Source organism: Microbacterium sp. (assembly GCF_032084865.1).
Classification (GTDB): Bacteria; Actinomycetota; Actinomycetes; order Actinomycetales; family Microbacteriaceae; genus Microbacterium.
This window is the reverse complement of the sequence record NZ_DAMDLU010000003.1, coordinates 18727-39957: the sequence shown is the minus strand read 5'-3', so window position 1 is coordinate 39957 and position 21231 is coordinate 18727. Positions and strand designations below refer to the sequence as shown.

Below are 21231 nucleotides of genomic sequence, written 5' to 3'. Positions count from 1 at the left end.
CGCCGGCACAGACTCAGCTGTGCCGGCGTGCGGAGCGAGAGGCTCAGCCGACCATGGGACGGAACCGCACCCGGGTGGGCTCCGACTCGGGGGTGTGCGCGAGGCGCTGAGTCACCGTGGCCGTCTGCGGGACGGTCAGCTTGCGATCGAGCGCCACGCTCCACGATCCGTCGACGCTCGCGGTCGTCACGGCGCGGGACGGCAGACGACCCGGGCCGCTCACCGAGACGGTGACCGTGGCGCCGGGCGCGCCGACACCGCTGATCGTCACGCGGTCCGCGGCGAGTGCGGCCGTGGTCGGCCGGGGTGCGACGCCGGCGATGTCGTCCTGCACGGCCGACAGGTTCTTCATCCAGGTGTACGACGTCGGGGTGATCGTGTCGTCGCCCCAGACCTTGCCATCGCGGTCTACGGCATAGGCGAAGAAGCCGCCCTTGGTGCCACCCTCCGGCTGCCAGGTCGCGTACTGATACGCGGTCGATCCCGATGCGGTGTCGGGATCGTAGATGCCCTCGGCGTCACCCCAATGCGTGCGGTCCTGCTCTTCGGGGAATGAGAAGCCCGGCAGGAACTGGCACGGGTCGATGTCGTCGGCGAACGTGTTCCATGTCGACTGCATTCTCGCGGTGCCGCGGCCGTACGCCTGCAGCAGCACGAACGACATGTTGTGCGACACCGCCTCGAACAGCGGGGTGCTGCCGGTCTGATTGGTGTCGTAGATGAACAGCTTGTCGGTGCCCGACTTCGGCCCGATCAGTTCGCCGAGCGCATTGAAGACGCCGATCGCGCGGGTGAGGTTGTCACCGGTGGGATACGACTCCACATCGATGTCGATGCCGTCCAGTCCGTAGGGCGTGACGAAGGTGTCGACGAGTTCCTGCGCGTACTCTCGATACGCCTGTTCGGTGAGCGGGATGTCGGCCTCGGCCAGCCGGTCGATCCACAGCGTGTAGACGGCCCGGGTGCCTCGAGCGTGCAGCGCCGGCACGTATTCATCGCGCAGCGTCGGCCAGTAGTCGCTGTCGGCGGTGTCGCCGGCGTCGAACACCATGGCCACGTCGATCTCGGGGGGCAGATCGCTCATGCGCGTGAAGTTCTTGTCGGGCAGGTTCGAGTTGGCGTTCTCGGGAACCGTGACATCGCGCCACGTCCGGTAGTAGGCCATGGTCAGGGGTTCGCTGGAGCAGTGCGACGTGTCGCCGACCGGAGCGGGTGCCTCCTGGGCTGTGGCCGGAACTGCCGCGAACGCGGTGAGTCCCGTGAGTACGGCTCCGAGGCCGATCGCGCTGATTCGCTTCATTGCTTCTTCTCTCGTCGTCGAGTGGGGGATCTGACCGTTCGCCGCGCCGGCCAGGAGCCGATAACGAACTAGAACGATTTAGCTGGACGGTATCAGATCGTGCTACCGTCTGCTATACCGTTTTAGTCGCGGTCGCCGACGTCTCGCTCGGGGCTCGGCAGCCAGGACCTTTCGAAGGAGAACGTCCATGAAGCATCGTTCCGTCGCTGTCGTCGGCATCGTCGCCGCAGCAACCCTCGTCCTCGCCGGATGCACCGGTGGCGGCGCGACTCCAGCCGGCAGTGGCTCGGGAGAGATCTCCGGCCAGATCACGTTTCAGACCTGGTCGCTGAAGAACGAGAAGTTCACCCCGTACTTCGAGAACGTCATCAAGGCGTTCGAAGACAAGTACCCGGACACCAAGGTCAAGTGGATCGACCAGCCGGGCGATGGCTACGAAGACAAGATCCTGCAGCAGGCCGAGTCCGGTGAACTGCCGGACGTCATCAACCTGCCCCCGGAGTACGGCTACTCGCTGGCTTCTGCCGGCCAGCTCGAAGACCTGAGCAGCGCCTCGAAGCTCATCGACGAGTACGTCGCCGGCGGCGTGGAGGCGTACGAGTACGACGATCTCGACGGCTCGTTCGCCTTCCCGTGGTACCTGGGCACCGAGCTCAACTACTGGAACACCGACCTGCTCGCGAAGGGCGGCGTGACCGAGCCGCCCGCCACCTTCGAAGACACGCTCGAGGCGGCGCAGAAGCTGGCCGACGCGGGTGTGCCGATGTTCTCGTCGGTTCCCAGCCCGAAGATGCTGCAGATCGTCGGCGCGGTCGACGACATCTACAAGGACGGCGAGTTCGTCTTCAACACCCCCGAAGCGGCCGAGGTCGTCGATCGTTACGCCGAGCTGTACAAGGCCGGCGCCGTCACGCCGGAGGCTCTGCAGGGCGCGGGTACCGCGAACTCCAACATCAACAACTTCAACACGGGCGGCGTCGCCTGGACCACCGCCGGCCCGAACTACATCGACAAGGACCTCGGCGTCAACGCGCCGAACCTGCTGCCCAGCGTCGCCGTCACCGCCGGCTTCGGCAACCCGCCGCTGTTCGTGCAGGGCATCAGCGTGTCGAAGAACAGCAAGAACGCCGCCACCGCTCTTGCCTTCGCCGAGTTCGTGACCGACACCGACAACCAGATCGACTTCGTCACCCTGGCCGCCGGGTTCTTCCCCGGCACCGTGGCTGCGAACGACGACCCGGCCGCGTTCTCGGAGAAGCCGGTGAACGAGCTGCAGGGCGTGGCCAACCAGCTGGCCGGCGCGCAGATGGCGGATGCCAAGATGACCGGCGCTCCGCAGTACACCGAGGCGATGGAGACGTACGCCAAGCAGCAGATCGCGCTGGCCGTCACCGGTGACATCACCGGCCAGGAGGCACTCGACAAGGCTGCGGAGTACGCGCAGCAGAACCTCGTGAAGTGATTCGAGACCGAGCGGAGGGGAGACGGACATGAGACGACAGAGATGGTTCACCCCGTACCTGCTGGTGCTGCCGGCTGTGGTGTGGGTGCTCGTCTTCGCCCTGTGGCCGTTCCTGAACACGGTCGCGCTGGCCTTCACGGACGCCCGTCCCCTCCGCCCGGTCGAATTCGTCGGACTGGAGAACTTCGCCCGCCTCTTCGAGGATGAGCGCTTCATCTACGCCCTGACCACCTCGCTGGTGTACGTGGCGGTCTGCGTGCCGCTGCTCACCTTCCTGCCGTTGCTGCTCGCCATGCTGGTGCACACCAAGATTCCCGGCATCGGGTTCTTCCGCACGACGTTCTACTTCCCGGTCATCGCCTCGGCGGTCGTCGTCGCCATCGTGTGGGAGTTCCTCTTCTCGGGCAGCGGCACCGTCAACTCGGCACTGAAGTTCTTCGGGCTGGCCGACCGGCCGATCGAGTTCCTCTCGGATCGCTGGCTGCTCATCTTCTGCGCCATCGGCCTGACCGTGTGGAAGGGTCTCGGCTACTACATGGTCGTGTACCTGGCCGCGCTGGGCAACGTCGGCAGGGAGCTGCACGAGGCGGCCGCCATGGACGGCGCCGGCGCCTGGCGCCGGTTCTGGTCGGTCACCGTCCCCGGTGTCCGCGGCCCCATGATGCTCGTGTCGGTGCTCATCTGCGTGGGGGCCATGCGCGTGTTCACCGAGCTGTACGTGCTGTCGCACGGCTCCGGCGGGCCCGGCGGTCGGGCGATGAGCATCGTCATGCTCATCCAATCGATGGGCAAGGGGCTGAACGGCCAGATCGGGTACGCCTCGGCCATCTCGCTGGTGCTCTTCCTGCTCACCCTCGTCCCGCTGGCGGTCGTCGGCATCGTCAACAACGCCGACACGATCGCCGAGATCCGCGCGACGCGTCGCGCCACGAAGGCGACCAAGACCGCCGCACGTGCCGCCCATGCCGGTCCCGCTGCCGCGGGAGCTGCCGTCATGGCTCTCGATTCCACCGCCGCCCACGGCCGCAAGGAAGGGTCCCGTCGATGACCACCACCGCGCCCGCCGCACCGCCCCGCGAGAAGCCGTACCGCACCCGCGGCTCGGCCGACATCATGAAGCCGTCGCTCGGCGGACTGATCGCCAAGTACGCGATGCTGCTCGTGATCCTCGCGATCATGGTCTTCCCGTTCCTCTGGCAGCTGTCGACGTCGTTCAAGGGCGCCTCCGAGAACATCTACGACTTCCCGCCCACGCTCATCCCGCAGGACCCCACGCTCGGCAACTTCGCCGAGGTCTTCCGCACCATCCCCGTGCTCGACTACGCGTGGCACTCGCTGCTCGTGGGAGTCGGCACCGTGCTCACCAACGTCGTGTTCGCCACGTTCGGCGGCTACGCGCTGGGCACGATGAAATTCCGCGGCAAGTGGGTGGTGCTCGCCATCATCTTCTCGACCCTGCTGCTGCCCGGAGAGGTGACGCTGACGAGCCAGTACCTGACCGTGAAGTCGCTGGGCCTCGCGAACACTCTGTGGGGCGTCTTCCTGCCCGGCGCGATCGGTGCCATCAACGTGCTGCTGATGATGGCCGCGTGCCGGATGATCCCGTCGGACACGCTCGATGCCGCGACGATCGACGGTGCGAACACGATGCAGCGTCTGCGCCACATCGTCTGGCCGAACGTGCGAGGCATGGTGTCGGTGGTCGCACTGTTCGCGTTCATCGGCGCCTGGGACGACTTCCTCTGGCCGCTGGTCGTGCTCTCCGACCCCGCCAAGTACACGCTGACGGTCGGCATGGAGTACCTCAGCTCGAACTTCGCGGCGAACCCGCGCGTGATCGCCGCCGGCACGATGATCGCCCTCGTGCCGATCATCGTCCTGTTCGCCGTGCTGCAGAAGCAGTTCTTCAAGGGCGTCGAAGAGGGCAGTGTGAAGGGATGACCGCCGATGTCAGCTGGATCGCCCTGCCGCAGCCGTCCGATCTGGCTCTGCGCGAGGGCCGATGGCGCCCGCGTCGGGTGCAGGTGATCGCGGCCGACCCCGCCCTGCTCGCCGAAGCCCGACGTTTCGCCTGCGAGCTGACCGCGGGCGGCTGGGTCACCTCTGCCGAGACGACGGATGCCCAGACGACGGATGCCGAGGCGGACGGCGCCGATTCGATCGTGCGCCTGCACCGCGGGCCGGCGGGTGAGTCGGCGGAGTCGTTCACGATGATCGTCGGCGACGACATCGAGATCACCGCGGACGCCCCCGTCGGCGCCTTCCGCGCCACCCGGCAGCTGCTGCACAACCTGCGGGCGCACGACGACGTGCCGCACGCCGTGGTGCGCTCCGCTCCGGCTGTGGCCGAGCGCGGTCTGCACCTCGATGCGGCGCGCAAGCACTTCCCCGCCGAGTGGGTCGCGCAGCTGCTGCACGACATCGCCGACATCGGGATCAACGTGCTGCAGTGGCACGTCTCCGAGAACGAGGGCTTCCGCATCGGCTCGGCGGCGCACCCCGAGATCGTCTCGGACGAGCACGTCACGCGCGAGCAGGCGCTCGCGCTCGCCGATCTGGCCCGATCGCTGCACATCGATCTCATCCCCTCACTGGACCTGCCGGGTCACCTCGAGCACGTGCTGGCGCAGCATCCCGAGCATCGGATGCCGCCGGGCGGGGCGCTGAGCGAACGCGCGCTCGACATCACCGACTCCCACGCGGTCGACTTCGCCCTGAGCCTGATCGACGATCTGATCCCGCTCTTCCCGCACAGCACCCACTGGCACCTCGGCGGCGACGAGTTCGTCGACTTCGCCGACATCGACGCGTACCCGAGCCTGCGCGAGGCCGCTCGGGAGCGCTTCGGCCCGGCGGCATCCGGATTCGACCTCCTCACCGAGTTCGTCAACCTCGCCGCCGCGCACGTGCGCGCGCGCGGATTCTCCCCGCGGGTGTGGAATGACGGGATGCTGCGCGGCAACGCCACCACGCTGTCGCCCGACATCGTGCTGACCTGGTGGACCAACTGGCACGCGGCGATGCGACCGCTCGCCGAGGCGGTGCGCGCCGGGCACGAGCTCGTGAACTTCAACGATGCCCTGCTCTACCACGTGCTCGGAGAGAACGCCGGCTACGTGTATCCCACCAGCGAGCGCATCTGGGCGGCCGATTGGCATCCCGGGCTGTTCCCCTCGCTGCCCGGCGGGGCCCGCCAGGAGCTGGCGGCGCCGTACCCTCCGCAGCTGCGAGGCGCGTCGTTCTCGATCTGGTGCGACCGGCCCGAGGCGCAGAGCGTCGATGAGGTGCGCACCACGATTCGCGGGCCCCTGTGCGCGATGGCCGAGCGCGCGTGGAACGGCGGCAGCATGCTCACGCACGAGCAGTTCGCCGCGATCGAGGAGCGTCTGGCGGGATATGTCGATCGGGCGGCAGCGCGATGACTCCGCGCCGAGCACCGCACTCCCGCCAGCCCGCCTCAAGAGGATCGACCCGATGACTCCTGCCACCCCCGCCCCACATGCACCGCTGCGTTTCGGCGCCAACTACACGCCGGCCACGAACTGGATGCACTCCTGGCTCTCGTTGAACCTCGACGACGTGCGCCGCGACTTCGCCGGCCTGGCCGACCTCGGCCTCGATCACGTGCGGATCTTCCCGCTGTGGACGGTGCTGCAGCCGAACCGCTCACTGATCCGTGCCGAGGCGGTGGCCGACGTGCGCTCGGTCGTCGATGTCGGAGCGGAGTTCGGGCTCGACGTCAGCGTCGACGTCATCCAGGGCCACCTGTCGAGCTTCGACTTCATCCCGTCGTGGCTGTACACCTGGCACGACAAGAACATGTTCACGCACCCCGACGCTCTCAGCGGGCAGGTCGCGCTGGTCGAGCGTCTCGCCGATGCGCTCGGCGACGCGAAGAACTTCCTCGGCTTCACCACCGGCAACGAGACGAATCAGTTCTCGGCGTCGGTGCACCCCTCCCCCTGGCCGGTGACCACGGCTGAGGCCGCGAACTGGATCACCACGCTGCTCGACGCGGCGCAGTCCGCCGCGCCCCACCAGGAGCACGTGCACAGCGAGTACGACGCCGCCTGGTACCTCGACGGCCACGGGTTCACGCCCGCCCACGCCGCCCGTCTCGGGGCGATGACGACGGTGCACTCGTGGATCTTCAACGGCACCGCGCAGCGGTACGGCGGCCGATCCGCGGCATCCGACCGCCACGCCGAGTACATGATCGAGGTGTCGCGCGCGTTCGCGACCGACCCGCACCGGCGCACGTGGCTGCAGGAGGTCGGAGCGCCCTCGAACTGCCTGACCGACGACGAGACGCCCGGCTTCCTCGAGGCGACCGTGCGAAACGCCGCTCGAACCGAGAACCTCTGGGGAGTGACCTGGTGGTGCTCGCACGACGTCAGCCGCGCGCTCGTCGACTTCCCCGAGCTGGAGTACTCCCTCGGCCTGATCGACCAGTCTGGTGCGGCGAAGCCGATCGGCCGCCGGTTCGCCGAGATCATCCCCGAGCTGCGCCGGCGCGGTGCGAGCGTGCCGCGCGAGCTCGGGATCGTCATCGAGGTCGACGAGGACGACACTCCGGTCAGCCGCGGAGCGCTTGCGCCCGGCGGCCCGATCTTCGAGGCGTGGGTGCAGGCATGCGAGAGCGGCGTCGACGCCACGTTCGTGACGTCGAGGCAGGCGGCGGATGCCGCAGTGCTGGCATCCCGCGGCATCACCGAGCTGGTGCATCCCGACCTGTCGCAGCCGGTCGCGACCTACTCGTCGAACAACACCGTGGTGGACTGAGCCGAGGTCACGACGGCACGCGACCGGTGCTCTCGCGCACGGTCAGCGTGGGAGGCGGCCCGGTGCGGTCCGGCAGGGGCCCGGATGCCTCGATCTGGTCGAGCAGGAACGCGGCGGCCTGCTCGCCGAAGCCGAAGGTGTCGCGGGTGAGACACGTGATCGACGGGTGCACGAGGCTCGTGACCGCGGAGTCGTCGAACGATGCCACCGACAGCTGCTCAGGCACCCGAACGCCCGTCTGCTGAGCGACCCGCAGCCCCGCGATGGCCATCACGTCGTTGTCGAAGACGATGGCAGACGGCCGCTCGCCGCGGTCGAGCAGCGCGTGCACAGCCGCCGTGACCTGCGCCGGCGAGTAGTCGGTCTCGATGATCTCGCCGGCGACGCCCTGCGGTGACATGGCCTGCAGCACACCGCCGCGCAGTCGCACGTGCTCGTGTTCGGAGGGGCCGGAGACGTAGACGATGCGGCGGTGGCCCAGCTCGAAGAGGAAGCCGAACACCGTGCGGGCCGCTTCCGTGTCATCCAGCCAGATCGTCGCGGGTCCTTCGTCTTCCGACGGCTCGCCGCCGATCATGATCGCCGGGAGCCCCAGCGACGAGAACAGCTCGTGGCGCGGGTCGTCGATGCGCGGGTCGAGCACCAGCACGCCGTCGACCTGGTTGGCCCGTCGCCAGCGCCGGTAGGTGTCCATCTCGTCGTCGATGCTCGGCACCACCGCCAGCTGCATGCCGATGCGCCGGCCCGCCAGTGCTGACTGCACCCCGGCGATGAGATCGGTGAAGAACGCCTCGCTGCCGAGGGTGCGCGCGGGGCGGTTGACCGCGAAGCCGATGACGCCGGCGCGTGCGCCGACGAGTGCTCGTGCGGTCGAGCTGGGCCGCCAGTCGTGCTGGTCGGCGATGGCGAGAATGCGCTGCCGGGTCTCTTCGCTGACGCCGGGGCGGCCGTTCAGCGCGAACGACACAGCTCCGGGCGAGACTCCCGCCTGCCGTGCGATATCCGCGATGGTGACACGCTTGGACCGTGGCATAGACTCACCGTACTAGATCGTTTTAGTAGCGATCGACCCTCTGGCCCCCGCGGCTGATCGCCCCCCATTCTCCCATCGCGAAGGAGCGCCCCGTGCACGAAGAGACCTCCCTCACCGTCGGACGCGTGAACCGCGTGCTGCTCGAGCGGATCCGCCCCGCCGTCCACTCCGCCCGGGTGCCGCTCGAGATCGCCGTGCACCAGCTGCCCGGCGAGCCCATCGCGCCGACCGACGGGCTCGCCCTCGACTTCCAGCCGTTCACCGCCGGCAGCCTGTGGGGCCCGGCCTGGGCTACCACCTGGTTCCGCGTGCGCGGCGAGGTGCCCGCCGAGTGGGGCGGCAAGAAGGTCGAGGCCCTCATCGACCTCGGCTTCGACATCAACATGCCCGGGTTCCAGTGCGAGGCGCTGGTCTATCGCGCAGACGGCACGCCGGTGAAGAGCATCAACCCGCGCAACCAGTGGGTGCCGGTCGACGCGGTCGCCGGGCACTCCGTCGAACTCTTCCTCGAGGGCGCCGCCAACCCGGTGCTGCTCGACTACCACCCGTTCCTGCCCACGCAGGAGGGCGACATCCGCACGTCGTCCCCCGAGCCGCTGTACCGGGTGCGTCACATGGACCTCGCGGTCTTCGAGCCCGAGGTGTTCGACCTCTCGCTCGACCTCGAGGTGCTGATCGAGCTGCAGGCCGAGCTGCCCGAGACGAGCCCCCGCCGCATGCGCATCCTCCAGGCGCTCGACAACGCCCTCGACGTGCTCGACCTGCAGCGCATCGTCGAGACGGCGGGCGACGCCCGCGCGCAGCTGACCGAGGTGCTCGCATCACCCGCCGACGCCAGCGCGCACCGCATCGCCGCGATCGGCCACGCGCACATCGACTCGGCATGGCTGTGGCCCGTGCGCGAGACGATCCGCAAGGTCGCCCGCACCACCTCGTCGATGACCGCGCTCATCGACGACCAGCCCGACTTCCTCTATGGCATGTCGAGCGCCCAGCAGTACGCGTGGATCAAGGAGCACCGCCCCGAGGTCTTCGAGCGGGTTCGCGACGCGGTGAAGGCCGGTCGCTTCCTTCCCCTGGGCGGCATGTGGGTCGAATCCGATACCGTCATGCCCACGGGCGAGTCGCTGGTGCGCCAGTTCTCGCACGGCCAGCGCTTCTTCGAGCGCGAGTTCGGCATCCGGTCGAAGGGCGTATGGCTGCCCGACAGCTTCGGCTACTCCCCCGCCCTGCCGCAGCTGATGCGCCGGGCCGGTTTCGAGTGGTTCTTCACGCAGAAGATCTCGTGGAACCAGCGCAACGTCTTCCCGCACCACAGCTTCCTGTGGGAGGGCATCGACGGGTCACGCATGTTCACGCACTTCCCGTCGATGGACACCTACAACTCGCAGCTGTCGGGCATGGAGGTCGCCAAGGCGTCGCGCCAGTTCAAGGAGAACCGGGTCGCGACCATGTCGATCGCGCCGGTCGGCTGGGGTGACGGCGGCGGCGGCACGACCCGCGAGATGACCGGCAAGGCAACGCGCCTGGCCGATCTAGAGGGGTCGGCGAGGGTCGAATGGAAGCATCCGGATGCCTTCTTCGACGACGCCAAGGCCGAGCTGACCGACCCGGCGGTCTGGGTCGGCGAGCTGTACCTCGAACTGCACCGCGGCACGCTCACCAGCCAGCACGCCACCAAGGCGCTGCACCGCTGGGCCGAGCAGGCGCTCATCGAGGCCGAGCTGTGGGCGGCGACCGCCGCCGTGCGGCTGGGCGCCGAGTACGACTACGACGAGTTCGACCGGCTGTGGCAGCTCGTGCTGCTGCACGAGTTCCACGACATCCTGCCCGGCACGTCGATCGCGTGGGTGCACCGCGAGGCCGTCGAGGTGCTGACGAACGTGCTGTCGGATGCCGAGGAGCTGTCGTCCGCGGCACGCGCTGCGCTCGCGGGCGAGGGCGAGCGCACGCTCGTGTTCACTCCGACCTCGGTCGGCGGGCGGACGGCGCTGGGCGCGGTGTTCGCGGGCGATGCTTCGACGGGCTCAGCAGCCCCTGGGTCCCTGGATGCGCCAGACACCGGGTCCCTGAGCCTGTCGAAGGGCCCCGACGGAGCCGTCCAGCTCGAGAACGATCTCGTGCGCGTCACCGTCTCGGCCGAAGGCCTGATCACCTCGGCGATCGACAAGGCCACCGGCCGCGACGCCATCCCGGCAGGGAAGCCGGCGAACCTGTTCCAGCTGCACCAGGACTTCCCGAACATGTGGGATGCCTGGGACATCGACCGCTACTACAAGAACCGCGTCGACGACCTCACGCAGGTCTCGTCGATCGAGGCGTACACGGTCGACGGCACGGCCGTCGTGAAGGTCAGCCGCGCGTTCTCGCAGTCGACGATCGACCAGACGATCATCCTGCCGGCGGGCTCTCGCACGGTGCACCTCCGCAACGAGATCGACTGGAACGAGACCGAGAAGCTGCTCAAGCTCGCGTTCCCGCTCGACGTGTTCGCCCGGGAGACCCTCGCCGAGACCCAGTTCGGATTCCAGCGCCGTGTCACGCACGTGAACACCAGCTGGGAGGCCGCGAAGTTCGAGACCTCGATGCACCGCTTCGTGCTCGCCCAGGAGGACGACGGTTTCGGCGTCGCGCTCGTGAACGACTCGATCTACGGTTACGACACCTCACGCGACGTCGACGGCGACGACGTCACCACGACCGTGCGCCTGTCGCTGCTGCGCGCTCCGCGCTTCCCCGATCCCGACACCGACCACGGTCACCACCAGATCGAGGTGGGTCTGGTGATCGGGGCGGATGCCGAGATCGCCACCGCCGAGGGCATCAAGCTCAACGCCACCGCCACCCTCGTCCGCGGTGCGAACGAGGTGGAGCCGCTGGTGTCGGTGACCGGCACGGGCATCATCGTCTCGTCGGTGAAGCTCGCCGACGACCGCTCGGGCGATGTGATCGTGCGGGTGTACGAGTCGCTCGGCCGCCGCACGACCGGTTCCGTCTCTGTGGCGTTCGAGCACACCGGCATCCGCGAGGTGTCGCTGATCGAAGACGACCTCGACGACGCCCGCACGGGCGGTGAGCTCGCTCTGAAGCCGTTCGAGGTGCGCACGATGCGCATCACGCGCGCCTGACGCGCTCGCACTCAGGAGGAGAGCGCACCTTCGTTAACCCCAGGAGAAGATTCCGCGATTCTTTCACCCGTATTCCATCGCAAGAGTGACGAACAGTATCGGATGCTGGATTCACATCCATCCGTCACGCGCGAAGGAGCCGCACAATGGACCGCGAGAACGACCTCATCGACACCGACGCACTGCTGCACATCGGCCGCCCCTACTGGTTCGACCGTCACCCGTCGCAGGCCGAGGGCGAAGACTTCTGAGCACGCGCTGAGCTATCGATACCCCTCCCGGGAATCCGGGAGGGGTCTCGTCGTCTCGGGAGGCGCCTCACGCTGCCCGACGGCGCGGATGCCGAGCACGATGGCCAGCACGCCGAGGAGCGCCGTGGTGATCGCCGGCAGGTAGACGACGGTGAAGCCGGCGAGCCCGTGAACTCCGCCGAGTCCCACCGAGCCGAAGGCGATCGCCACGAGAAGCGCCCCCGAGGGTGCCCAGCACCAGGGTTCGGGCACCGCCCGGGCCAGGCCGATCGACAGCGCCGCGATGAACGTCAGCACGAAGACCGTCACGTAGTAGGGCAGGAAGATCGCCGACCAGGAGTCCTCCTGCGCATGCAGGTTCTGCGGGTCGTCGAGCACCAAGGTCGACAGCCACAGCGAGGCGGCCGGCGAGGCGACGATCACCTGCAGGATCACGACGACCGTGCTGAACGGCCTGCGTCCGGTGATGCTGCCGGCACGGCCCAGCCCGATCACGAGGATCAGCACGCCGATCGCCCACAGCCAGTCCCCCACGTAGTGGACCCAGCCGGGCGACGGCCCGATGATCCCGGCCTGATACAGCAGCGCCCGCGGCACGACGACCAGGGCAGACACCACCAGCAGCGCGCCGCCGATCACCCAGGTGCGGCGCCTCGCCCGGGCGTCGCGGTCGTCAGCATCCGATCCAGCATCCGGCGTCGCCCCCATGCGCTCACTCTAGCCAGCGCTCCTCCGCGAACGCGCCTGCCAACACCCCGGCCCGGTGTCGGAGATCTCAGACGATTCCGCCTGCCGACGGCGCGTCATGCACGGACACGCCGCATCACAGGCATCCGGTCTGACATTCCCGACGGGCCCTGCCCCAGCGGACCCTCCCGCGCGGCGGGCCTCAGCCTGAACCCGAGGCGCCTGCGGCGAACGAAGCCGACGACCGCAAGGCGACGAGAAGACTCACGGCGCCGAGCACGACCGCGCCGATGGCCTGCACCGAGGTGATGGTGGCGTACAGATCGGTCCAGGGATTCATCCAGGCCATCATCGCCCCGGCCGCGATGCCCGCTTTGATCGCCGTGCCCACGACGCTCACGACCAGTGCTGGCAGCGCCAACCACCCCCACGGTGGGGGAACGCGTCCACCGCGACCGAGGTGCAGCCCGGCGAGGACAGCGCAGAGGATCACGGGCCCTGCGGCGAGGACGACCCCGCCCCACAGGATGATGTCCGAGACCACCGGGCTCCTCGCACCCGTCGCCAGCGGGATCACCATCACGACGCCCGACAGCAGGAGGACGACCGGTGTCATGACCAGGAACGATGTGCCCACCACGATGAGCGAGACCCGGGGCAGCGAGCGCCTGCCGATGAGCGACGCGTGACGCCCCAACCCTGCGGCGGCGACGATCGTCGCGGCAAGCGCGCCGGCCCCGACCCAGAGATCCTGTTGGTCGATCTCGACGAACAGGGCCACAGCCCCGCTGACCGTCAGGATGAGGCCGACGGCGACGCTCGTCCTCAGACGAGCGACATCCCACCCGGCATCCGTCGTCTTCTGCGATGCATGAACCATGGTCGCGACGCTACGTCGGTCGCGTCGCACCCCGCGGGCGTTATCCACAGCCGCCCACGTGACATCGGTGCCTGTAGACGTCGGAGATCTCAGACGATCCGGCGCGCCGACGGCGCGTCGTGCACGGACACGCCGCACCACGAGCATCCGGTCTGACGTTTCCGACACGCTGCCCACAGACGACGAACGCCCCGATCCACCAGGTGAATCGAGGCGTTCGCCGAACAGACCTCAGGCGCCGCGCAGGCGCTCGGCCAGGTAGGTCTCGAGGCCGTCGAGCGGCACGCGCTCCTGAGCCATCGTGTCGCGGTCGCGCACCGTGACGGCGTTGTCGTCGAGGGAGTCGAAGTCGACGGTGACGCAGAACGGGGTGCCGACCTCGTCCTGGCGGCGGTAACGGCGGCCGATGGCGCCCGCGTCGTCGAAGTCGACGGTCCACGAGCCGCGCAGAGTGTCGGCAACCTCGCGGGCGAGGGGCGAGAGGCGCTCGTTGCGCGAGAGCGGCAGCACGGCGACCTTGACGGGTGCGAGGCGCGGGTCGAGCCTGAGCACGGTGCGGGTATCGGTGCCGCCCTTGGCGTTGGGCACCTCCTCCTCTTCGTACGCGTCGACGAGGAAGGCCATCATCGAGCGGGTCAGGCCGAACGACGGCTCGATCACGTACGGGGTGTAGCGCTCGCCGGATGCCTGGTCGAAGTAGGTCAGGCTCTGGCCCGACGCCGCGGTGTGGCTCGACAGGTCGTAGTCGGTGCGGTTGGCGACGCCCATCAGCTCGCCCCACTCCTTGCCCGGGAAGCCGAACTTGTACTCGAAGTCGATCGTGGCGGCCGAGTAGTGCGCGCGCTCGTCATCGGGCACATCGAACTGGCGCATGTTCTCGGGGTCGATGCCGAGGTCGATGAACCAGTTCCAGCACGCCTGCACCCAGTGGTCGAACCACTCCTGCGCCTCGGCCGGCGGCACGAAGAACTCGATCTCCATCTGCTCGAACTCGCGAGTGCGGAAGATGAAGTTGCCGGGGGTGATCTCGTTGCGGAACGCCTTGCCGACCTGGCCGATGCCGAACGGCGGCTTCTTGCGCGATGCGGTCAGCACGTTCGCGAAGTTCACGAAGATGCCCTGCGCGGTCTCAGGGCGCATGAAGTGCAGGCCCGACTCGTCGTCGACGACCCCGAGGTAGGTCTTCACGAGACCTGAGAACGACTTCGGCTCGGTCCACCTGCCGCGGGTGCCGCAGTCGGGGCAGACGATGTCGGCCATGCCGTTCTCGGGCAGCCGGCCCTTCTTCGCCTCGTAGTTCTCGATGAGGTGGTCTTCACGGTGACGCTTGTGGCACTGCAGGCACTCGACGAGCGGGTCGGTGAAGGTCGCGACGTGGCCCGAGGCCTCCCACACGCGCTTGGGCAGGATGATGCTCGAGTCGAGGCCGACCATGTCGCCACGACCGCGCACGAACGTCTGCCACCACTGCCGACGGATGTTCTCCTTCAGCTCGGTGCCGAGCGGGCCGTAGTCCCAGGCCGAACGCGAACCGCCGTAGATCTCACCCGCTTGGAACACGAACCCGCGGTGGCGGGCGAGGGCGATGACCTTGTCAAGACGGGACTGTTCGGCCACGGTGGCTCCAATGGTCGGATGCTGCGGGTGAGAAGCCCGTGAACACGGGCATCCCAATCCTACCCGCGACGACCTTCCGGCATGTCTGTGCCCGGTGGGATGCTGATGCCATGGAACAGCGTGTGAGCTTCATCACCCTCGCCGTGGCCGACGTGCCCCGCACCCGAGCGTTCTACGTCGACGGGCTGGGCTGGCAGCCGATCTTCGACGCCGACGACGTGATCATGCTGCCGGTCGCCGACCGGGTGATCCTGTCGCTGTGGAGCGTCGACGGCTTCGCCGCCGAGATCGGGCAGGCGCCGGCATCCGGAATCGCACCGATCACCCTGTCGCACAATCTCGCGACCGAGGCCGAGGTCGACGCCGTGCTCGCCGAGGCGGCGGCGCTCGGCGCGGCCGTGACGGAAGCCACCCGACGCGAGTGGGGCGGGTACTCGGGCTACTTCGCCGATCCCGACGGATTCCGCTGGGAGGTCGCGGTCAACCCTGGTGAGACCGGGGGGTTCGTGCTGCCGCCTACTCGGTGAACAGGTAGCCGCGCTCGGTGTCGAAGCCGGCGATGCGCAGGCCGCGGCCGAGCAGCTGCTCCATCTCGCCGCGCAGGCGCAGGCGCCATTCATGCGCGGCGGCGGGGTCGTCGACGCGCATCGCCTCGACATCCGAGGGGATCTCGAGCGTGGCGACGACGGCGTCGGATGCCGGCGGCTTGGCGATGTCGGCCAGGGCCCACTGCACGTCGAGCCGGTCGCTCTCGTCACCCGCGTCGCCGCCGCCGAAGATGCCGTAGCGGTTCACCGAGTAGCCGCTGACCCGCGCGCCCAGCACGGTGAGGAAGAAGTGCGCGTTGCGGGCGACGAGCGGGTCGTACGTCCAGGTGATGCGACCGACCTCGCGCGAGAACGCCCACTGGCGCTGGTGCTCCTTGAGCTCGCGGCCCCAGCCGCGGCCCCGGTACTCGGGCAGCAGGGCGGTGATGTGCGAGTGCATCATGCGCCGCGCGGGCTCGCCGAAGAAGGCGATCGAGGCGCCGACCATGCGCTCCTCGCCCTCGCTGTCGTCGAAGAGCCCGACGACGTAGTTGCCCGAGTGCTGCAGCGCGCGCAGCGTGCCGGCGTCGATGACGCGGTTCTCGCCGCGGATCGAATCCAGCAGCTCCTGGGCATCGATGATCAGTTCAACGGTGTCGAGGTCTCGAATCGTGCGCACGATGCCAGTCTGCCCCTCTCGACGCGATTGCGGAAACGCTGCGGTCGCGTGGCCGCCGGGTCAGCGGACGAAGCGGATGGTCATCGGGTACTCGTACGGCCAGCCGCCGTTGGCCTTCACCGCGGCGATGATGCTGAAGACGATGTTCAGCACCCAGGCGGCGAGGAGGATGAGGAATCCGACGAGCACGATGGTCAGCAGGCTGCCGACGAAGTAGGCGATGAGCAGCGTCAGCTGGAAGTTCAGGGCGTTGGCGGTGTGCGCTCGCACGAACGGGCCGCGGTCCTTCAGCACGAGGAAGCCGATCAGCGCCGGAAGGAACTGGAACAGGATGCCCCCGACGTGCACCAGAGTCGACCACATCTTCTCGTCGGACGGGCTCATCGGCTGCGGCGCGGCCGCGTAGGCTCCGGGCGGCGGCGGAGGAACGTTGCTCATGCCGCCAGCGTACCCGGGCGTCGATCGCGAGTAGGGTCGTGGCCATGAACAGCACCGGGCGCGACATCCTGCGACAGTCGACGATCATCGCCGCGGCGGTGTTCATGATCATCGGCGCGGCCGTCGGCGGCGGGGCGTTCGGCGGAGAGTCGGTCGCCGAGCTGCAGAACGGCGCGCTGTCGGCCGAGGGCTCGTATCTCGCCCCGGCAGGCCCGGCGTTCGCGATCTGGACGCTCATCTATCTCGGCCTCGCGGCGTACACGATCTGGCAGGCCCTGCCCGCACAGCGCGACAGCAGCCGCCAGCGTGCGATCGGCTGGTGGGTCGCGGGCTCGATGGTGCTCAACGGCCTGTGGCTGGTGACCGCCCGCTACCTGAGCCTCGTGGTCACCGTCATCGTCATCGCGGCTCTGCTCGCCGTGCTGGCTCGCATCATCGTCATGCTCGGCCGCGACCGGGCATCCGGACCGCTCGATCTGACCCTCTTCGACGGTGTGCAGGGACTGCACTTCGGCTGGGTGACGATCGCCACCGTCGCGAACACCGCCGCCTGGCTCACGCAGACGCTGCCCGCCGATCTCGGCGAGCAGGCGGATGCCTGGGGCATCGGCGTGCTGGTGGTGGTCGCCGTCATCGGCGCGGCGAGCGCGCTCGTCACCCGCCGCCTCGCTCCTGCTCTCGCCACCTCGTGGGGGCTGGCCTGGCTCGCGGTCGGACGCATCGGCGGCGAGCCGCAGAGCGCTGCCATCGGGGTGACCGGCCTGATCGTCGCGGCGGTCATCCTCGTCGCCGGGGTCATCGGCCTGCTGCGAGCGCGGCGGACGGCTCGCTGATCGCCCCGTCGCGCTGAGCGCCGAAGCGTAATCTGGAGAGATGCCATCTCCAGAGTCTGAGACCGACACCCCGCCGCAGAAGCAGTTCCTCGGTCAGCCGCGCGCCCTGGCCCACCTGTTCGGCGTCGAGATGTGGGAGCGGTTCAGCTTCTACGGCATGCAGGGCATCCTGCTGATCTACCTGTACTTCAGCGCCACGAAGGGCGGGCTGGGGCTCGACGAGGCGGTCGCCGGCGGCATCGTCGGCGCGTACGGCGGGTCGGTGTACCTTTCGACCATCCTCGGCGCGTGGCTCGCCGATCGGCTGTTCGGATCGGAGCGTGTGCTGTTCGGCAGCGCGATCGTGATCGTCGCGGGTCATCTGGCGCTGGCGCTGATCCCCGGCATCGCCGGTGTGGCGATCGGCCTCGTGCTCGTCGCGCTCGGCTCGGGCGGGCTGAAGGCGAATGCGACGGCGGTCGTCGGCACCCTGTACTCGGAGGACGACACCCGACGGGATGCCGGATTCTCACTCTTCTATCTCGGCATCAACCTCGGCTCGTTCTTCGGCCCTCTGCTCACGGGCCTGCTGCAGAAGTCGGTCGGGTTCCACTGGGGCTTCGGCCTCGCCGCGGTGGGGATGACGGCCGGCCTCATCCAGTACAGCTTCGGCCGCAAGGAGCTGCCGGCCGCCGCTCGCGAGGTGCCGAACCCGCTGCCGCGCGGCCGCTACCCGCTGTTCGCCGGCATCGGGGTGGCGGCAATCGCCGTGATCGCCATGCTCGTGCTCATCGGCGTCATCCGCGCCGACAACCTCGCGAGCATCGTGATCCTGTGCGCACTCGTGGCGACCATCGGCTACTTCGCGGTGATCCTCGCGAGCCGTCACATCACCTCGATCGAGCGCTCCCGCGTGTGGGCGTTCGTGCCGCTGTTCATCACGAGTGTGGCGTTCTGGTCGCTGTACCAGCAGCAGTTCACCGTGCTCACCGTCTACAGCGACAAGCGCCTCGACCGCTCGATCTTCGGCTTCGAGATGCCCGTGTCGTGGGTGCAGTCGATCAACCCGGTGTTCATCATCATCCTCTCGGGCGTCTTCGCCGCCCTGTGGACCCGCCTCGGCACCCGCCAGCCGTCGACCCCCGTGAAGTTCGCGCTGGGCACCGCGCTGATGGGAGGGGCGTTCCTGCTCTTCCTGCCGTTCGCCAACGGCGGCGAGGGCTCGACGCCGCTGCTGGCGATCGTCGGCATCCTGCTCGTGTTCACCGTCGCCGAGCTGCTGCTGTCGCCGATCGGGCTGTCGGCCGCGACGAAGCTCGCACCCGCGCGGTTCAAGACACAGATGGTGGCGCTGTTCTTCCTCTCGATCTCGCTGGGCACGGCGATCTCGGGTTGGCTCGTGCAGTTCTACGACCCGCGGAACGAGGTGCCGTACTTCACCGTGCTCGGCCTGATCGCGATCGCGGTCGGCGCCGGACTGTTCGTGTCGGTGAAGCCGGTGCTGAGGCTCATGAAGGGCGTCAGCTGACCGGCATCCGGATGCCGCGACGGTGCGCGGATCGTCGCCGCGCGCCGTCACCCCCCTCTGCACCGGTAGCCTTCTTCGGTGAGCGACAGGGATGACAAGGCTAGAAAGCGGCTCTCCCGCACCCCTCCCCGCGGGGCGATCATCGCCGTGCTGGCCTTCGTGGGCCTGTGCTCGGCATTCATGTTCACGCTCGTCGTGCCCCTGCAGGCCGACCTGCCGCGCCTGCTGAACGCCTCGCGCGAAGACACCAGCTGGGTGGTCACGATCACCCTGCTGGTCGCGGCGGTGGCGACACCGATCTCGGGCCGGCTGGGCGACATGTACGGCAAGCGCCGCGTCGTCATCGCCCTGCTCGCCCTGCTCGCGGTGGGCTCGATCGTGGCGGCGCTGTCATCGTCGATCATCGGCGTCATCATTGGCCGGGCTCTGCAGGGCGCGACGACCGGGGTGGTGCCGTTGGGCATCGCCATCATGCGCGACGTGCTGCCACCGCAACGGCTCGGCACCGCGGTCGCCCTGATGAGCGCGACGATGGGGGTCGGCGGGGCCGTCGGGATGCCGGTGGCGGCGTTCGTCGCCGAGAACGCCGACTGGCACGGTCTGTTCTGGCTCGCCGCCGCGCTCGGCGTGATCGGCCTGGTGCTGGTCGTGCTCGTGGTTCCGGACGATGTGCTGCTCGCCCCCGGACGCCTCGACGTGATCGGCGCGCTGGGCCTCGCGGCGGGCCTCACCGGTCTGCTGCTGTTCGTGTCGCGCGGAGCGGAGTGGGGCTGGACCTCGCCGTTCGCGCTGACGTGCCTGATCGGCGGTCTCGGAGTGCTGGCCGTCTGGGGCTGGTATCAGCTGAGGGCGAAGGAGCCGCTGCTCGACCTCCGCGTCGCCGTGCGACCCGCCGTGCTCTACACGAACATCGCCGCGATCGGCATGGGATTCGCGCTGTTCTCGTCGAACGTCACCTTCCCGCAGATGCTCGAGCTGCCGCGCGAGACGGGGTCGGGCCTCGGACTCGACATGTTCACCGCGGCGATGATCGTCGCCATCTCAGGCGTGATGATGATGATCATCTCGCCCCTGTCGGGGTGGCTGGAGCGCACCGTCGGCCCTCGCCCGCTGTTCACCGTCGGCACCGCCGCGATCGTGCTCGCCTTCGCGTTCGTGCTGATCTGGTCGACCGAGATCTGGCACTTCGTCGTCGCCAACGTGCTGATCGGGATCGGCATCGGGTTCTCCTTCGCCGCCATGCCGATGATCATCATGCGCGCCGTCCCCGCGCACGAGACGGGCGCGTCGAACGGGCTCAACGCCCTGTTCCGCTCGGTCGGCACGTCGACCGCGTCGGCCGTGATGGGTGGAGTGCTCGCCGCGATGAGCATCGAGGTCGGCGGCCGGGCGATCCCGACCCGGGAGGCCTTCGAGTTGTGCTTCTGGCTGTCGATCGTCGCCGGGGTGATCGGCTTCGCCCTGACTTTCCTGATACCCCGGAATCCGGCTGCGGAGGCGCACCCCGCCCTGCCCGGCTGACCCGCGCAGCACCTGGTCTCTGGATCAGTGGGTATATTCCATGAGGTCGGTGCCGAGCACCCGGAACGCGTCGTGCGCGCGCAGCCGGTGGCTGATCGACAGGTCGTCGAAGCAGACGGTCAGGGCGTAGGCGACGCCGGTGCGCGGCCCGACGAGCACTTCGGCCTCGGCGCGCACCCCGCGATCGCGGCCGGTCTTGTTGAGGAACAGCAGACCGTGCTCGTCGTCATCATGTGCGAACGGGTCGAGACCCGTCGCGGATGCCACGAGGCTTAGGTCCTGATTCAAGGTGAGCCATTCGGCGACCTGGGCGCTGACGGCGGCGTCCACGGTGCGCGAGTCGACGAGGGCGGCGAACAGCCTCGCGAACTCGCGTGTCGTGCCGACGGCGACGTGCGGAGCGTCATCGGGACCGCGCACATCGCGGAACAGATCGAGCACGGCGCTGCGCGGCATCCCGAGCGACACCATCCGCGCCCGGACCTGCTCGTGCCCGACGGCCTCGAGCAGTGCGTTTGCGGCGTTGGGGTCGCCTGCCGACGCCGCCAGCACGGCGAGATCGACCAGCGGCAGCGCCGGTGCGCGC

General features: G+C 68.7%; 18 protein-coding genes. 10 read left to right on the top strand and 8 right to left on the bottom strand.

Features of this window, described 5'->3' with window-relative positions; translation table 11 throughout:
* Positions 1-43 precede the first annotated feature (43 nt).
* On the bottom strand, positions 44-1300 hold the full coding sequence (locus tag RT309_RS00865) for an Ig-like domain-containing protein (protein ID WP_313354455.1): 1257 nt from the start codon (positions 1298-1300) through the stop codon (positions 44-46).
* Positions 1301-1487: 187 nt separating this feature from the next.
* Here RT309_RS00865 and RT309_RS00860 point away from each other — a divergent pair, with 187 nt between their 5' ends.
* From RT309_RS00860 to RT309_RS00840, 5 genes are read left to right on the top strand one after another with little or no spacing between them, the layout of a single operon-like run.
* The gene (locus RT309_RS00860; protein WP_313354453.1) at positions 1488-2762 is read left to right on the top strand and encodes an extracellular solute-binding protein; all 1275 of its coding nucleotides are present in this window, start codon (positions 1488-1490) and stop codon (positions 2760-2762) included.
* Positions 2763-2790: 28 nt separating this feature from the next.
* Positions 2791-3810 (top strand): sugar ABC transporter permease, encoded by a 1020-nt coding sequence (locus RT309_RS00855; RefSeq protein ID WP_313354451.1) that lies wholly within the window; start codon positions 2791-2793, stop codon positions 3808-3810.
* The gene (locus tag RT309_RS00850) at positions 3807-4703 is read left to right on the top strand and encodes a carbohydrate ABC transporter permease (RefSeq protein ID WP_313354450.1); all 897 of its coding nucleotides are present in this window, start codon (positions 3807-3809) and stop codon (positions 4701-4703) included. The genes RT309_RS00855 and RT309_RS00850 overlap by 4 nt, the downstream gene beginning before the upstream one ends.
* On the top strand, positions 4700-6184 hold the full coding sequence (locus RT309_RS00845) for a family 20 glycosylhydrolase (RefSeq protein ID WP_313354448.1): 1485 nt from the start codon (positions 4700-4702) through the stop codon (positions 6182-6184). The genes RT309_RS00850 and RT309_RS00845 overlap by 4 nt, the downstream gene beginning before the upstream one ends.
* 52 nt (positions 6185-6236) lie before the next feature.
* Positions 6237-7544: a glycosyl hydrolase gene (locus RT309_RS00840; RefSeq protein ID WP_313354446.1), complete on the top strand. Its 1308-nt coding sequence runs from the start codon at positions 6237-6239 to the stop codon at positions 7542-7544.
* A gap of 7 nt (positions 7545-7551) precedes the next feature.
* On the opposite strand, the gene RT309_RS00835 is transcribed toward RT309_RS00840, so the two are convergent.
* Complete coding sequence (locus RT309_RS00835) at positions 7552-8577, bottom strand: LacI family DNA-binding transcriptional regulator (RefSeq protein WP_313354444.1); 1026 nt, start codon at positions 8575-8577, stop codon at positions 7552-7554.
* A gap of 92 nt (positions 8578-8669) precedes the next feature.
* Here RT309_RS00835 and RT309_RS00830 point away from each other — a divergent pair, with 92 nt between their 5' ends.
* Positions 8670-11705: a glycoside hydrolase family 38 C-terminal domain-containing protein gene (locus RT309_RS00830; RefSeq protein ID WP_313354442.1), complete on the top strand. Its 3036-nt coding sequence runs from the start codon at positions 8670-8672 to the stop codon at positions 11703-11705.
* Positions 11706-11968: 263 nt separating this feature from the next.
* Here RT309_RS00830 and RT309_RS00825 read toward each other — a convergent pair whose 3' ends face one another.
* From RT309_RS00825 to RT309_RS00815, 3 genes are all read right to left on the bottom strand, one after another.
* The gene (locus RT309_RS00825) at positions 11969-12664 is read right to left on the bottom strand and encodes a hypothetical protein (RefSeq protein WP_313354441.1); all 696 of its coding nucleotides are present in this window, start codon (positions 12662-12664) and stop codon (positions 11969-11971) included.
* A gap of 181 nt (positions 12665-12845) precedes the next feature.
* Positions 12846-13523 carry a hypothetical protein gene (locus RT309_RS00820; RefSeq protein WP_313354440.1) on the bottom strand — a complete coding sequence of 226 codons (678 nt, stop codon included), beginning with the start codon at positions 13521-13523 and terminating at the stop codon, positions 12846-12848.
* A gap of 231 nt (positions 13524-13754) precedes the next feature.
* Positions 13755-15140, bottom strand: coding sequence for a glycine--tRNA ligase (locus RT309_RS00815; RefSeq protein ID WP_313354438.1), 1386 nt, complete (start codon positions 15138-15140; stop codon positions 13755-13757).
* A gap of 110 nt (positions 15141-15250) precedes the next feature.
* On the opposite strand from RT309_RS00815, the gene RT309_RS00810 reads away from it, so the two are divergent.
* The gene (locus RT309_RS00810) at positions 15251-15667 is read left to right on the top strand and encodes a VOC family protein (protein WP_313354436.1); all 417 of its coding nucleotides are present in this window, start codon (positions 15251-15253) and stop codon (positions 15665-15667) included.
* Here the strand turns inward: RT309_RS00810 and RT309_RS00805 are convergent.
* Positions 15657-16346, bottom strand: a complete 690-nt coding sequence (locus RT309_RS00805) for a GNAT family N-acetyltransferase (RefSeq protein ID WP_313354434.1) — start codon at positions 16344-16346, stop codon at positions 15657-15659. The genes RT309_RS00810 and RT309_RS00805 overlap by 11 nt on opposite strands.
* A 60-nt stretch (positions 16347-16406) precedes the next feature.
* Entirely contained in the window at positions 16407-16784 is a 378-nt protein-coding gene (locus tag RT309_RS00800; protein WP_313354432.1) for a DUF4870 domain-containing protein, read from the bottom strand.
* Between the two features lie 44 nt (positions 16785-16828).
* On the opposite strand from RT309_RS00800, the gene RT309_RS00795 reads away from it, so the two are divergent.
* The 3 genes from RT309_RS00795 to RT309_RS00785 all read left to right on the top strand — a co-directional run bounded on the left by RT309_RS00795 (position 16829) and on the right by RT309_RS00785 (position 20645).
* The gene (locus tag RT309_RS00795) at positions 16829-17617 is read left to right on the top strand and encodes a TspO/MBR family protein (protein WP_313354430.1); all 789 of its coding nucleotides are present in this window, start codon (positions 16829-16831) and stop codon (positions 17615-17617) included.
* A 40-nt stretch (positions 17618-17657) separates the two neighbouring features.
* Positions 17658-19124, top strand: coding sequence for a peptide MFS transporter (locus RT309_RS00790; protein ID WP_313354428.1), 1467 nt, complete (start codon positions 17658-17660; stop codon positions 19122-19124).
* 78 nt (positions 19125-19202) lie between these two features.
* Complete coding sequence (locus RT309_RS00785; RefSeq protein ID WP_313354426.1) at positions 19203-20645, top strand: MFS transporter; 1443 nt, start codon at positions 19203-19205, stop codon at positions 20643-20645.
* Positions 20646-20669: 24 nt separating this feature from the next.
* Here the strand turns inward: RT309_RS00785 and RT309_RS00780 are convergent.
* The coding region (locus tag RT309_RS00780; protein WP_313354424.1) for a serine hydrolase at positions 20670-21231 on the bottom strand (562 nt) is incomplete at its 5' end.

What these genes read in the sequence shown, in the direction of transcription:
- RT309_RS00800 (WP_313354432.1), bottom strand. Translation starts at nt 16,784, where the DNA reads ATGAGCAACGTTCCTCCGCCGCCGCCCGGAGCCTACGCGGCCGCGCCG.
- RT309_RS00820 (WP_313354440.1), bottom strand. Translation starts at nt 13,523, where the DNA reads ATGGTTCATGCATCGCAGAAGACGACGGATGCCGGGTGGGATGTCGCT.
- RT309_RS00840 (WP_313354446.1), top strand. Translation starts at nt 6,237, where the DNA reads ATGACTCCTGCCACCCCCGCCCCACATGCACCGCTGCGTTTCGGCGCC.
- RT309_RS00845 (WP_313354448.1), top strand. Translation starts at nt 4,700, where the DNA reads ATGACCGCCGATGTCAGCTGGATCGCCCTGCCGCAGCCGTCCGATCTG.
- RT309_RS00810 (WP_313354436.1), top strand. Translation starts at nt 15,251, where the DNA reads ATGGAACAGCGTGTGAGCTTCATCACCCTCGCCGTGGCCGACGTGCCC.
- RT309_RS00860 (WP_313354453.1), top strand. Translation starts at nt 1,488, where the DNA reads ATGAAGCATCGTTCCGTCGCTGTCGTCGGCATCGTCGCCGCAGCAACC.
- RT309_RS00825 (WP_313354441.1), bottom strand. Translation starts at nt 12,664, where the DNA reads ATGGGGGCGACGCCGGATGCTGGATCGGATGCTGACGACCGCGACGCC.
- RT309_RS00850 (WP_313354450.1), top strand. Translation starts at nt 3,807, where the DNA reads ATGACCACCACCGCGCCCGCCGCACCGCCCCGCGAGAAGCCGTACCGC.
- RT309_RS00855 (WP_313354451.1), top strand. Translation starts at nt 2,791, where the DNA reads ATGAGACGACAGAGATGGTTCACCCCGTACCTGCTGGTGCTGCCGGCT.
- RT309_RS00835 (WP_313354444.1), bottom strand. Translation starts at nt 8,577, where the DNA reads ATGCCACGGTCCAAGCGTGTCACCATCGCGGATATCGCACGGCAGGCG.
- RT309_RS00795 (WP_313354430.1), top strand. Translation starts at nt 16,829, where the DNA reads ATGAACAGCACCGGGCGCGACATCCTGCGACAGTCGACGATCATCGCC.
- RT309_RS00790 (WP_313354428.1), top strand. Translation starts at nt 17,658, where the DNA reads ATGCCATCTCCAGAGTCTGAGACCGACACCCCGCCGCAGAAGCAGTTC.
- RT309_RS00865 (WP_313354455.1), bottom strand. Translation starts at nt 1,300, where the DNA reads ATGAAGCGAATCAGCGCGATCGGCCTCGGAGCCGTACTCACGGGACTC.